General features: G+C 42.6%; 14 protein-coding genes. 4 read left to right on the top strand and 10 right to left on the bottom strand.

Going from position 1 to position 13,134, the window contains the following annotated elements; all coding sequences use genetic code 11:
* Positions 1-101 precede the first annotated feature (101 nt).
* Complete coding sequence (gene cls, locus BIV60_RS06305; RefSeq protein WP_071354879.1) at positions 102-1,304, top strand: cardiolipin synthase; 1,203 nt, start codon at positions 102-104, stop codon at positions 1,302-1,304.
* On the opposite strand, the gene BIV60_RS06300 is transcribed toward cls, so the two are convergent.
* The gene (locus tag BIV60_RS06300) at positions 1,292-1,921 is read right to left on the bottom strand and encodes a YitT family protein (protein ID WP_071354878.1); all 630 of its coding nucleotides are present in this window, start codon (positions 1,919-1,921) and stop codon (positions 1,292-1,294) included. The two genes, cls and BIV60_RS06300, sit on opposite strands and share 13 nt — an antisense overlap.
* Before the next feature lie 140 nt (positions 1,922-2,061).
* Here BIV60_RS06300 and BIV60_RS06295 point away from each other — a divergent pair, with 140 nt between their 5' ends.
* Positions 2,062-2,193, top strand: coding sequence for a DUF4023 domain-containing protein (locus BIV60_RS06295; protein ID WP_071354877.1), 132 nt, complete (start codon positions 2,062-2,064; stop codon positions 2,191-2,193).
* Positions 2,194-2,395: 202 nt separating this feature from the next.
* On the opposite strand, the gene BIV60_RS06290 is transcribed toward BIV60_RS06295, so the two are convergent.
* The 5 genes from BIV60_RS06290 to speE all read right to left on the bottom strand — a co-directional run bounded on the left by BIV60_RS06290 (position 2,396) and on the right by speE (position 6,939).
* Positions 2,396-2,578 (bottom strand): H-type small acid-soluble spore protein, encoded by a 183-nt coding sequence (locus BIV60_RS06290; RefSeq protein WP_071354876.1) that lies wholly within the window; start codon positions 2,576-2,578, stop codon positions 2,396-2,398.
* A 230-nt stretch (positions 2,579-2,808) separates the two neighbouring features.
* Entirely contained in the window at positions 2,809-4,467 is a 1,659-nt protein-coding gene (argS, locus tag BIV60_RS06285) for an arginine--tRNA ligase (RefSeq protein WP_071354875.1), read from the bottom strand.
* On the bottom strand, positions 4,464-5,147 hold the full coding sequence (locus BIV60_RS06280; RefSeq protein ID WP_256218309.1) for a YwiB family protein: 684 nt from the start codon (positions 5,145-5,147) through the stop codon (positions 4,464-4,466). Before BIV60_RS06280 ends, argS begins: the two co-directional genes overlap by 4 nt.
* 43 nt (positions 5,148-5,190) lie before the next feature.
* Positions 5,191-6,063: an agmatinase gene (gene speB / locus BIV60_RS06275; protein ID WP_071354874.1), complete on the bottom strand. Its 873-nt coding sequence runs from the start codon at positions 6,061-6,063 to the stop codon at positions 5,191-5,193.
* Between the two features lie 48 nt (positions 6,064-6,111).
* Positions 6,112-6,939 (bottom strand): spermidine synthase, encoded by an 828-nt coding sequence (gene speE, locus BIV60_RS06270; RefSeq protein ID WP_071354873.1) that lies wholly within the window; start codon positions 6,937-6,939, stop codon positions 6,112-6,114.
* Between the two features lie 354 nt (positions 6,940-7,293).
* Between speE and BIV60_RS06265 the strand changes: the two genes are divergently transcribed.
* On the top strand, positions 7,294-9,360 hold the full coding sequence (locus BIV60_RS06265) for a transglycosylase domain-containing protein (protein WP_071354872.1): 2,067 nt from the start codon (positions 7,294-7,296) through the stop codon (positions 9,358-9,360).
* A gap of 190 nt (positions 9,361-9,550) precedes the next feature.
* Here the strand turns inward: BIV60_RS06265 and BIV60_RS06260 are convergent, their stop codons facing one another.
* A complete protein-coding gene (locus BIV60_RS06260) occupies positions 9,551-10,060 on the bottom strand; it encodes a YwhD family protein (RefSeq protein ID WP_071354871.1) in 510 nt (169 codons plus the stop codon).
* 15 nt (positions 10,061-10,075) lie between these two features.
* Positions 10,076-10,762, bottom strand: coding sequence for a site-2 protease family protein (locus BIV60_RS06255; RefSeq protein WP_071354870.1), 687 nt, complete (start codon positions 10,760-10,762; stop codon positions 10,076-10,078).
* A gap of 189 nt (positions 10,763-10,951) precedes the next feature.
* Between BIV60_RS06255 and BIV60_RS06250 the strand changes: the two genes are divergently transcribed.
* Entirely contained in the window at positions 10,952-11,137 is a 186-nt protein-coding gene (locus tag BIV60_RS06250) for a 2-hydroxymuconate tautomerase (protein ID WP_071354869.1), read from the top strand.
* A 23-nt stretch (positions 11,138-11,160) separates the two neighbouring features.
* On the opposite strand, the gene BIV60_RS06245 is transcribed toward BIV60_RS06250, so the two are convergent.
* Both BIV60_RS06245 and BIV60_RS06240 read right to left on the bottom strand, forming a co-directional pair.
* Positions 11,161-11,670 carry a YwgA family protein gene (locus tag BIV60_RS06245; RefSeq protein ID WP_071354868.1) on the bottom strand — a complete coding sequence of 170 codons (510 nt, stop codon included), beginning with the start codon at positions 11,668-11,670 and terminating at the stop codon, positions 11,161-11,163.
* A gap of 21 nt (positions 11,671-11,691) precedes the next feature.
* Positions 11,692-12,999, bottom strand: coding sequence for an HD domain-containing protein (locus tag BIV60_RS06240; protein WP_071354867.1), 1,308 nt, complete (start codon positions 12,997-12,999; stop codon positions 11,692-11,694).
* Positions 13,000-13,134 lie beyond the last annotated feature (135 nt).

The raw sequence follows: 13,134 nt of genomic DNA, 5'->3' as shown, positions 1-13,134 counted from the left end.
TCAGTCAAATGAATTTTTAACTTCTTTTTTTCATATACTCAAATTCATAGAAGCGTTTTCAATTGGCAACCATAGAAATATGATGAGGAGGGAAGATTCAGATGAAATTTGCACTCGTTTTAATCGGAGTATTACTTCTTATCATCATATGGCTAGTCCTTGATTTTAGGCTAGGAAGAAAGAAACATCTTTCGCAGGTTAAAAATCTCGAATCTCCCATGCTTCATGGCCAGCTTGATATCTTCCCGCATGGACCGGAACTGTTCGCCGATTATTTTAAAGAAATCAAAGCAGCCAAACAGCATGTTCACATTCTTTTTTATATAGTCAAAAATGATGCCTTTAGTCTTGAATTTTTACAATTATTAAAAGAAAAGGCGCGTGAAGGTGTTGAGGTTCGGCTTCTGCTTGACCGCATCGGCGGCATCTATTTGAAAAAATCTTCGATCAATGAACTCCGTGAGGCGGGCATCCACTTTTCCTATTCCAATCGGGTGAAGCTTCCCTATCTTTTTTACTCTGCTCAGGTACGAAATCACCGAAAAATTACGATTATTGATGGAAAAATCGGGTATCTTGGCGGATACAACATTGGCAGGGAATACATCAATGAGGATCCAAAACTCAGCCCATGGCGTGATTACCATTTAAAACTGCTCGGCGAGGGTGCGACCTTTTTACAAAGTGAGTTTTTGATTGATTGGCGGGAAAATACCGATGAGAATTTATTGGGCCGCTCTAACTATTTCCCTGACGTTCCAAAAGGATTAATTCGCCACCAATTCATGCCCACGGAGGCTGTGACGCTTGAGGGGAAGTATGTCCGTCTCATCCAAATGGCATCAGAATCCATGATTATCGGGACTCCCTATTTTATTCCCAGCAAGCTGCTTTTTCACGAACTAATTGGCGCACTCAGAAGGGGCGTTCAGCTTACGATTGTCGTCCCCTATACCTCGGACCATATTCTAGTTCAAGAGGCATCCCATCACTATTTAAAGGTACTGATCAGGGAAGGTGCAAAGGTTTTTCAATTTAAAAATGGATTCTATCATGCAAAAACGATTGTCATCGATGATAAGCTCTGCGATATTGGGACAGCTAATTTTGATAAAAGAAGTTTATTTTTAAACAAAGAAATTAATTGCTATATTTTTAATCCTGAATTTATCAGGCGTTTAAAATCGGTTTTACAAAAGGATATCGATGATTCCCGTCCATTAACGCTAGCCGATTTAACCAAGCCAAATCTGTTCCGGTCCATAAAGGAAGGCATCGCGGGAATTTTTTCTTACTTTTTGTAGATATTTTTAAGGGCGAGATCAATGGTTTTACAGGCAACGCAAAAGGTCGCTAAGGAATACGCCGCTTCGATCAGGCCAAAGACAAAAATCGCACTGAAAAAAATAAAGAAATTAAAAAACAATACGTATTGCCCAATCGAAAAAGATGTCCGTTTGCTTAATATAATTGCTAAAATTTCTGTGCCGTCAAGAGAACCCCCAAAGCGAATAATCATGCCAACCCCCATTCCTAAGCAGATCCCGCCGAGGAGGATGACGAGAATGGGGTTATTGGTAATGGCTGGGATAGGCTCAAGCATGTACAATTCCAGGCTCAAAAAAAGAAGTGAACCTAGGCTGATCATCAGAAACCTTTTTCCAAGGTAAAGTAGGCCAAGCAATAAAAATGGCGCATTTAACAGGAGAATATAATACTCCATCTCATGGTCGCTAATATGGGAAAGCAAGATGCTAATCCCCACGATTCCGCCATCAATAATATAATTTTTCACTAATAAAAGCTGCAAAGAAGCCGCAACAAGTGAAACTCCAATTAAGAGCCCTGTGCCCCGCTTAAAAAACGAGAAATGGGCTGATCTTTTTTCATTTATGTACGATTTAATCCGTTCCTTATACATATAGGCCCCCAAAGAATCCAATATCCTATTATGTATGTATGGTGGAATCCCTCATTTTATCCATGAAAAAATAAGACATGTTCCGTGGCATGATTTACGCCGCAAATGGTTAAAGTAACAAATATCAAGGAGGGATTAAGATGGAGAACACAAGTGAATTTGTACAAAAATTAAATGAGGACAAAAAGAAACAAGAATATAATAAAACGCACCAAGGCAATGGAAATCCGGACGATAAGCTTCCGAATAACAAGCACAGTAAGGCCAGATGAACAAAAGAAAAGCGCAAGCGCCTTGTTCTGCCTCAGGCATAGCCTAAGCCAAGCCGGCAAGAAGGTTGCTCTTGAACCTTCTTGACGGATTGGCTGTAGACCATCGAGGGGCAGGACGCTTGCGCTGGACAATTATCAAAGACGAAAATTTTATACTTTCTTTACTTTTGTAAAAAGCATCGGTTTATTCACCGATGCTTTTTCATTGTTCTTCGATTAAGTTAAGAACGGGAACATCCCTTTCTTCGTCCGGGTTATTCCGTGAATATATTCTCGCCATTTTCGTTGCTTCATCGACATGCTGAATGATCACCGGGTTCCCTTCATAGGAAACCTGGATGATATCCGACGACTCAGCGATTTCCTTCGCTCTACCTACATTCATGCAGCTCACTCCTAACTGAAAAAGTCTATTTTAATATTTGCTATTTTTTGGATGGTATTCATGTTTTGAGTGGCTTTTTTGAAGGAGTTGCATTTTACTGGCCAGTTCTTTGATTTTCTGGCTGAATTCCTGGGTTTACTGGTCGATCTAGAAAATTTACTGGCCACTTTTCCATCTTTACTGATCAAGCTAAAAATCCCCCTTTCAACCAAAGGGGGATTCGACACTAACTACATTTTTTCTGGAGCCGATACACCAATCAATGCAAGTGAATTGCGAAGAGTAATCTGGACCGCTTTAACCAGCCCCAAACGAGCTGCAGAACGTTCTGGATACTCGGGATCAAGGACTTTTTCCGCGTTATAAAAACTATGGAAGGTCGAAGCCAGTTCAAAAATATAGTTTGTAATGCGGTGTGGCACACGTTTCACGGCCGCCTCCCCTACCGCCAGTGGAAACTCGCCAAGCTTTTTCAATAAATCAATTTCCTTTTCTGAGTCAATTAAAGAAAAGTTCGCGTCTATGTCTACCTCTCCGCCCTGACGTAAAATACTTGAAATCCTTGCGTGAGCATATTGGGCATAATACACCGGGTTTTCATTGGATTCGGAAACGGCTAAATCCAGGTCAAAATCCATATGGGTGTCCGATGAGCGCATCGCAAAGAAGTACCGGGTGGCATCGAGGCCGACCTCATCGACCAAATCACGCATCGTTACAGCTTTTCCAGTCCGTTTCGACATCTTCATCTTTTCACCGTTTTTATAAAGGTGTACAAGCTGGATGATTTCCACCTCGAGGGCATCTCGGTCATACCCTAAGGCCTGAATCGCGGCCTTCATCCTTGGGATATAGCCGTGATGGTCAGCGCCCCAAATATTGATGAGTTGTTCAAAACCGCGGTCGAGCTTGTCTTTATGGTAAGCGATATCCGGCGTTAAATACGTATATGAGCCGTCCTGCTTAATCAGCACGCGGTCTTTGTCATCGCCGAAATCTGTGGAACGGAGCCAGGTTGCACCGTCCTCCTCGTAGATATAGCTGCTTTTACGCAATGCGGCAAGTGCCTCGTCAATTTTTCCATTTTTATAAAGGGAAGTTTCAGAGTACCAAACATCAAAACGCACGCGGAAATCCTCCAGGTCACGCTTTAATTTTTCCATTTCGTATTTCAAGCCATATTCACGGAAAAATTCAAAGCGCTCCACTTCATCGGCTTCGACATACTTATTGCCATACTCTTCCGCTAAGGTTTTTCCAATATTAATAATGTCCACACCGTGATAACCGTCTTCCGGCATTTCTTTTTCTAACCCTAACGCTTGGAAATAACGCGCTTCCACCGATTTGGCAAGATTATTAATCTGGTTTCCAGCGTCGTTGATATAATATTCCCGGGAAACATCATAGCCAGCCATTGCTAAAATATTGCAAAGCGAGTCGCCGACAGCCGCACCACGGGCATGCCCAAGATGAAGGTCACCGGTCGGGTTTGCTGATACAAACTCAACCTGGATTTTTTGCTTGTTTCCAATCGTTGTTTCCCCGTACTTTTCCCCTGCTTTCAGTACAGTTGGGATTAAATCCGTTAAATAGCTGTTATTCATATAAAAATTGATAAAGCCTGGTCCTGCTAATTCAATTTTTTCAATGGATGCCTTTGAACGGTCGAAATTCTCAATCAAGGCTTCGGCAATCATCCGTGGCGCCTTCTTTGCCACACGGGCAAGCTGCATCGCCATATTGGTCGAATAATCACCATGTACTTTTTCTTTTGGTGTCTCCAAAATCACATCGGGTAGCTGCTCTTCGGTGGCAAGGCCTGCCTTTAGAACCGCCGCTTTAATTTCCTCTTTAATTTTACTTTGGACTTGTTCCACTATATTCATTTTTGATCCTCCTGGAAGGTAATCTGTAAATGGTATGTACTTTTAGGCGAACCCTGCATCGTAAAGTCGTAGAGTATGTTAATTACGCCGCTACCCTTTTCATAAGAATGCTCGATGCTTTTGGCTTTGGTCGTTATGGCAAAATGGCCAAACGGCATTTCATAGCTGCCATTTAGTTTTCGATTTAATTCAAACGGCAGGCGCATTTTGATGGCGCCGCTACGCAAAATAAGGGCTTCATTTGAAGCTATTTTTACAATCGTCCGGACACTGCCTTCCTCCATTGCTTCCTCATATTGCAGATAGGAGGCATTCTCTTTTACAAAATATCGGCCAAACAATTGCAGCTCATACGTTTCATCTTGATCAATCGTCGTTTTCACATTTATTCTCACTGGTATCTCAGGGATCGACAAACCAACCGCACTCCCTCTAATCAAATTCACTTTTTCTATTATACCCATAATGGGCGGCAATTCAAAACGACAAAATTCGGGTGGTGTTTCTTTTACAAGAGCCATGGAGGGACATTTTGATTGGTTTTTCAAGGAATTTGTACTTCCAGACCTTCTGGAAATACACTTTCTCCCATTTCCTTCCGCGTTTTGTCCTTCCAGACCCGCTGGAGAGACACTTTCTCCGGTTCTCCCACCGACTTTGTCCCTTATGCCCCTTTTCATAAAAAATTGCCCCAAAATCAATTTGGGACAACCTTAAAATATATTATTTCACCCAACCAAGGATCATTTCGCGGATGAGTTTGCTGGCTGTGTTGGCGGTTTGCTCGGAATTGTCGTAGATTGGAGCTACTTCTACGAGGTCGCCACCGACGACGTTTACTTCGGAGCGGGCAATTTCATGGATGGAAGCCAATAGCTCTTTGGAGGTGATTCCGCCACAATCAACGGTACCTGTTCCTGGTGCATGTGCAGGATCCAATACGTCGATATCAATCGTTACATAGACAGGGCGGCCTGCAAGCTTCGGCAGAACCTCTTTAAGCGGCTCCAGCACCTCAAATTTGGCAATATGCATGCCGTTTTGTTTCGCCCATTCAAACTCTTCCTTCATGCCAGAACGAATCCCGAAGGAATAAACATTTTGCGGCCCAATCAATTCAGCAATTTTCCGAATCGGTGTTGAGTGCGATAATGGCTCGCCTTCGTAATTCTCGCGCAAATCGGTATGGGCATCAAAATGAATAATCGCTAAATCCGGATATTTTTTAAACACAGCTTTCATAACCGGCCAAGAAACTAAGTGTTCGCCGCCCATGCCAAGCGGGAATTTGCCGGCATCAAGCAATGAATCCACATACTCTTCAATTAAATCCAAGCTCTTCTGCGCATTTCCAAATGGCAACGGAATATCACCGGCATCAAAGTATTTAACATCCTCAAGCTCGCGGTCAAGGTATGGACTATATTCCTCAAGACCAATCGATACCTCGCGAATACGTGTCGGACCAAAACGAGAACCAGGGCGGTAACTTACCGTCCAATCCATTGGCATCCCGTACAGAACCGCTTTACTTTCTTCAAAATTCGGATGACTTTTAATAAAGACATTTCCAGAGTAAGCTTCATCGAAACGCATCTTAACACTCCTCTTTTATGGGGGTTAGACCCAACTTAAAACTCCTGCTTATTTCACTAAATCCCCAACAAACTTCGGCAATACGAATGCTGCTTTGTGAAGTTCTTTTGTGTAGTATTTAGTTTCGATTTCGTGGAAACGGTCGTCGCTTACTTCTAGTGGGTCATATTTTTTAGAACCGATGGTGAATGCCCATAGGCCGCTTGGGTATGTAGGAACATTTGCTACATACAGGCGGGTAATTGGGAAGATTTCTCTTACGTCGCGTTGCACATCGCGAATTAAATCTGCTTTAAACCATGGGTTATCGGATTGGGCCACGAAAATACCATCCTCTTTTAACGCCTTCGAAATTCCAGCGTAGAAGCCTTTTGTGAACAGGTTTACAGCAGGTCCAACAGGCTCTGTGGAGTCAACCAAGATCACATCATATTCATTTTCACTTTTGGCAATATGCATAAAGCCGTCATCGACACGAACATCCACACGCGGATCGTCTAATTTTCCGGCAATTCCTGGAAGGAATTTCTTTGAATACTCAATAACCTTACCATCAATATCAACAAGCGTCGCTTTTTTTACACTTGGATGCTTCAAGATTTCGCGAATAGCACCGCCATCACCGCCGCCAACAACTAAAACATTCTCAGGATTTGGGTGGGTGAATAATGGCACGTGTGCCACCATTTCATGGTAAACAAATTCGTCACGAACAGAAGTCATCACCATGTCATCTAAAAGAAGCATATTACCCCATTCTTCTGTTTCAACCATGTCGAGTTTTTGGAATTCTGTTTGCTCTGTATGTAAAGTCTTATTCACTTTCATTGTGATACCAAAATTTTCGGTTTGTTTTTCCGTAAACCAAATTGTCATGTTTATCATCCTCTCATCCATTTTCAACTTAGTAATCATTAAAGCTAATATTTATTCACTCAACTGATCACGAAGGGATTTCAATTTTTATCCTACCCAAACACTTAAATTACAAACAAGAAAAAGTATAGAGGAATCTAGCAAAATTTCAAGAAAAATTTTATTTTTTTACTAATCTAGCTCCGGGGTCTAGGGGTTCTAGGGGTCGCCCCTAAGCAAAAAGCCTCTGCTTTTTTGTTTGGGAAATGTTTAAAACCCATCCATTTTTTTCATACTAAAACTATAACAATTTTTAGAGAGAAAGTCTCGGACCAATCCAGAGACAGACAGTGAATGCAAAAAGGGGTGAACAATATGGAAATCATGACGAATCACGGGTTTCGGAAGACGATTAAGTATTTGCGCGCGATTATTTTCATCAGTTTGATCGGCATGGTTTGTATGCTCATTCTCTTTCTCGGCATTCTGGCCTATGCGAAAATTTTAGGAGCGCCGCCGCTTGCCGTTCCGCAATCCACCTTGTTTTTTTCCAATGACGGAACATTGATTGGTGAAAGTAACAGCGGGCAAAAGCGCTACTGGGTATCCTTAAAGGATATTTCCCCTGATTTAGTAGATGCGACCGTTTCGATTGAAGATAAAAACTTTTACCAACACCATGGATTTGATATGAAGCGGATTGCCGGTGCGGTCGTTGCCGATATACACGCATTCGGAAAGGTGCAAGGCGCGAGTACCATCACTCAGCAATACGCCCGGAACCTTTTTCTCGAGCACGATAAAACTTGGTCCAGGAAACTGCAAGAGGCCTTCTACACCATCCGCTTAGAAATGAATTATTCAAAAAAGCAAATCCTTGAAGGCTACTTGAACACGATTTATTACGGAAACGGTGCTTACGGTGTAGAAGCAGCAAGTCAGTTTTATTTTGGAAAAAAAGCTTCGGAGTTAACCCTTGCCGAGGCCTCGATGCTGGCAGGGATTCCGAAGGGGCCGGGGTATTACTCCCCGCTTGTATCGATGAAAAATGCGAAGCACCGTCAGTCGATTATTCTGAGGACAATGGTGACAAACGGCTATATCAAGGAAAACCAGGCAAAAAAGGTGGCACAACAATCGCTGACCTTTGTAGGCGCACACCCACACCAGCAAGTGAAGGTCGCTCCCTATTTTCAGGATGCGGTCAAGAATGCTTTAAAAGATCAATTGCATTTAGATGACCGAACGATTGCCCTTGGCGGCTTAAAAGTTTACACGACGCTTGACCTTAAGACACAGGAAGCAGCTGAAAAGCAGGTACAAAGTGTCATCGCCAGCGGCTCGGAAATTCAAACGGCGCTTGTGTCGATGGATCCGAAAACAGGCGGGGTCAAGGCGATGATTGGCGGCCGCGACTATGAAAAAAGTCAATATAACCGTGCAATCCAAGCGAAAAGGCAGCCAGGCTCAACGATCAAACCGATTCTTTATTACGCGGCGCTTGGCCAAGGTTTTACACCATCATCGACGATGCGGAGCGAGTCGACGACCTTTCATTTTGATGACGGCTCTAATTATACACCGCATAATTTTAACAATAAGTATGCTAACGGGGAAATCACCCTCGCCCAGGCACTCGCGTTATCCGATAATATTTATGCGGTTAAAACGCATTTATTTTTAGGAGAAGACACGTTAATCAAAACAGCGAAAAAGTTTGGCATTTCAACCGAAATGGCGAAGGTGCCATCGCTAGCCCTTGGGACATCAGGGGTCCGTATCATTGATATGGCTAATGCCTACAGCCTGTTTGCCAATGGCGGGAAAAAAGTTGAACCCACTTTGATTACACGTGTTGAAGATTATAATGGGAAGGTAATTTATGAAAAAGAGCAGGATAACAAACAGGTGTTAGATCCTGCTAAAGCCTACGTCATGACACAAATGTTGACAGGGATTTTTGATCCGAAGCTTGACGGGTATTCAAGAGTAACCGGAAGCACTGTCATCAAGGAATTGACTCGGCCTTATGCCGGTAAATCCGGTTCGACGGAAACGGACAGCTGGATGATTGGATTCTCACCTCAGCTCGTCACGGCGGTTTGGTCAGGTTTTGATGAAAGTAAACCGATTGATTATGTAGCGGAAAAGTCATACTCGAAAAAAATTTGGGCGCAGTTTATGGAGGAGGCGTTGAAGGATAAGCCTGTTAAGGCCTTTAAGCCGCCGAAAGATGGGGTCATTGGCGTTTATGTCAATCCGGAAAACGGCAAGCTCGCGACCAAGGAGTGCCCGGTGAGAAGGTTTACTTATTTTGTAAAAGGCACCGAGCCGACGGAATATTGTACCGAGCACATGAATCGTTCCGAATCAAATCCTTCCAAAAAGAACACCGAACATAAGGACCCATGGTACAAACGGATTTTTAAATGGGCGAATTAGTTTTTATAGACAGTTCTCTTTCAAACCGTAGATTTTTGTCTATAAAAATCCGCCTCAATTGTTTAAAATTAAACCCAATGTGAAAAGCTCCGGATGCCTCCGGAGCTTTTCGTGTCCTAGTTTTACGTGTATTCACGCTGTCTATAAGTTTACTTTTTTTCCAGTAAAACTACAAGAGATTTACCAAAATTTACTGAGTCAATAACCCTTTTTTTAGTTCTTCCGTCGAATTTTTCCATAAAACCTCATTGTGATTGTGCAAAAACTCTGCCAGCACTTTTTTCGATTTTTCATCCATATGCTCGACAATAATGTGGCGTTTTAGCGACTTATCCATCCGGTTCACATGCTCCGGAAGCAGCTTGTAGCCGCGGCGGATTTCCCGGTCAACCGTCATTTCACAGGCTGTCACCCCGGCATAATAAGGCCCTTCCTCATTGCGGTCAATCGTCACCCACACAATCCAGTACGGCTTTCCGTTTGGTACCTCATCCTTATTTGACAGGAACTTGATGCCCTTCTCGACCGCGCTGCGGGCATGCATCGCACCAACATCAATCTCTGCCTCCCCGGCATCCACATCAATAATTACCGGGGAAACATTATCAAGGCTAAGCGCCCCCTTGCCGTAGCCGCGATGCCCGTCAGTCGGGTCACTTTTAATAATATTAAAACCAACCTTCTTCTTTTTTTCTTCCATGTATCGATATTCCTCCTAGAAAAATAATCCATAATAAAAGTTGCTCAATCCACTTAACACCGATGGAATGACGCCATACATAAGCGGCGAAATCGTATACCTATCAAGCGGTGTAATTACAAGGATTAAAAAGATAAATGCCCCGTATGACTCATATTGAGTCATTTTTGCGCGGATTCCATTGGGGGCTAAATCCTCGATAATGCGGTACCCGTCAAGCGGCGGGAACGGCAGGAGATTAAAAATAAACAGAACAACATTAAGCTGAACAAATAATTCCAAAAAATCATGCAGGTTATTGGGAATATCCACGCCGCTCTTAAGCATCCCATACCAAATGATAAAGCCCAGCGAAGCTAAAACAAAATTACTGATAGGGCCGGCAACCGAAACGAGAACACCGGCAAGCCTTGGATTTTTAAAGAAAAAACGGTTTACCGGCACAGGGCGGGCCCAGCCAAACCCGGCGATAAAAATCAAGATCGTCCCAATCGGATCCAGATGCCGAATGGGATTTAATGTCAGCCTCCCTTGATTTTTTGCCGTCATATCCCCGAACTTATAGGCCACATAGGCATGGGCAAACTCATGGAACGTAAAGGCAATCACCAGCGTAATTACAACATAAGGAATATCCTTAAGTGGATAAGCTAAACTCAAATGGGTTTCTCCTCTCTTTTTTCTTTGTCTATATAGTTCCATTCACTGTATTCATTTTCCTTTTAGTATACATGAAACCGCCCTAAAAATGAAAAAAACAACCAACTTGAATTTTTTGATTTTTTATGAAAAACTTAAGAAAAGCTCCAGCGCCTTGATCAGGCGCTGGAGCTGGACAATTCTCAAAGCTATATACAAATTCTTATATTATAAAAAAGGAGGAATATACATATGCCAATCGTTACCGTAAAAATGTTGGAAGGCCGTTCTGATGAGCAAAAGCGTGCACTCGTTGAAAAAGTTACTGAGGCTGTAAGTGAAACATCGGGCGCTCCAAAAGAGAATATTTCCATCATTATCGAGGAAATGTCCAAAAATCATTACGCTGTCGCCGGCGTCCGCGCAATTGACAAATAAACCATGTAAAAAAGCTAAGACCCTTAATGATTCTTAGCTTTTTCTTTAAGCACCTCAATATATTGATATGCCTCATCAATTTCCGCTTCCGTATAGCGCTGCTTGCTTTTTAATGTAAAGACTTTATTCGCAACCTCTTCCTTGGGAAGATTATCAAAATATAAAACCGTGGAAACAAGCTCCAAAAATCTAGCATTTTGGCTGTTCATGTCCTCGAGACAATCTTGCAAATAAGGCATCTCTACCTCATTTAAGCTTAGAAACTCACTGCCATTTTCGGTTAGCGTATAACGATACTGGAAGTACCCGCCCTTTTTCTCTTTCACCTCATTCAGAAAGCCCATATTACATAATTCTTCTACTCTCAAAGTTAGTTCTTCCGAATAGGGGCCGTAAAAATGAAATTGAAACTTCTCATGGAATGGGAAAGACACTTTTTTGGCAATATAAATCATTTTTTGCAGCTTTTTTCTTCCGATGATTTCACCGGAAACCAAAACGGCCTTCATCAGCTTGGCGTGATCTTTTAACATCTTCACATCTCCTACTCCGGATCAATCGATCTCTATTTCTAAAAGGGCACGTATTTGTTGTTTAATCTCTTTTTTTGAAGATTCATCAAAAATAAAATCAGCAGGATAATAGAGCTTGTGATCTGTTCTCCTTTTTCCAGAGATTGCGTCGACAATCTCCGACTCTCTGGAAAGCTCGCGTAATTCCCCGCTTTTCATTAAAAGATGGATAGGAAGCCGCTCCTCCTCTTCACCTGGACGGTAAAAATCGTACGGTAAATCAGATGACGAGTCGACAACCAAATAATATTCAGGATCTAAATCCGCCTGTTTAAATAGCTCGTTCAGCTGCGCCAGCTTTTTGTATTCCTTAGCCGGGTCAAATTCAGCGTATTTAAACAGATTCCGGTTAACAAAGCGGCGGCAGAGGTCTTTTAAAATCGCATCCTCTTCCTCCTGCCAGATTTGAAAGTAATATAAAATCACAGCCTCATCCAATTTTAAATAGTCTTCTAAAATCGGTTGATTATGAAAGAACGAATAAAAATGAACCGGCTTATTTTTAAAAGTATAGTTTTGCTCAAATAAATCCTTTGCGCGGTGGAGGATTTTTGATAAAAGAACCTCGGCACTCCGGGAAACGGGATGGAAGTAGACCTGCCAGTACATTTGATAGCGGCTCATAATATAGTCTTCCACGGCATGCATACCGCTCTTTTTAATCACGACCTGATCTTCTCTTGGCCGCATCACACGCAAAATCCGTTCCATATCAAATTGACCGTAGCTCACCCCGGTAAAATAGGCGTCGCGCTGCAGGTAATCCATTCGGTCGGCATCAATCTGGCTGGATATTAAACTCACAACCAGCTTTTTTTCAGAGGTTTTCGCAATCACTTCGGCTACTTGTTCAGGAAAATCTCTTCCGGCCTTTGATAGCACTTTATTTACCTCTGTATCTCCTAAAATAATCGCCCGGGTAAAATCTTCATGGTCGAAGTCGAACACTTTTTCAAAGGAATGGGAAAAAGGGCCGTGCCCTAAATCATGGAGGAGTGCGGCACAAAGGGTCAGCAGACGTTCCCCATCATTCCACTCCGGACGTCCTGCAAAGACATCATCAATGATGCGGCGGACAATCTCATAAACTCCGAGGGAATGATTGAAACGGCTGTGCTCTGCACCGTGAAAAGTTAAAAATGTGGTTCCTAGCTGTTTAATTCGACGCAGACGCTGAAATTCCTTCGTTCCGATTAAATCCCATATCACACGGTCACGGACATGGACATAGCGATGAACCGGGTCTTTAAACACTTTTTCTTCACTCAGTTTTTCCATCGAATAAGCCATTTGATTCCCTCTTCCTCTTTTTCTTCTTTCTATTATAGCCCCAATTTATGGGATAATCACCCAAATTCCGGCAAAATCCCCCAGTAATTTTCGACAATCCTAATCGAAAGGTTGTTGATTTCCTCTCCAGGCTCT

It is taken from the genome of Bacillus sp. MUM 116 (assembly GCF_001866655.1).
Taxonomy (GTDB): domain Bacteria; phylum Bacillota; class Bacilli; order Bacillales; family Cytobacillaceae; genus Neobacillus.
The sequence above is the reverse complement of the archived record's forward strand: the minus strand, read 5'-3'. Positions and strand labels throughout refer to the sequence as shown.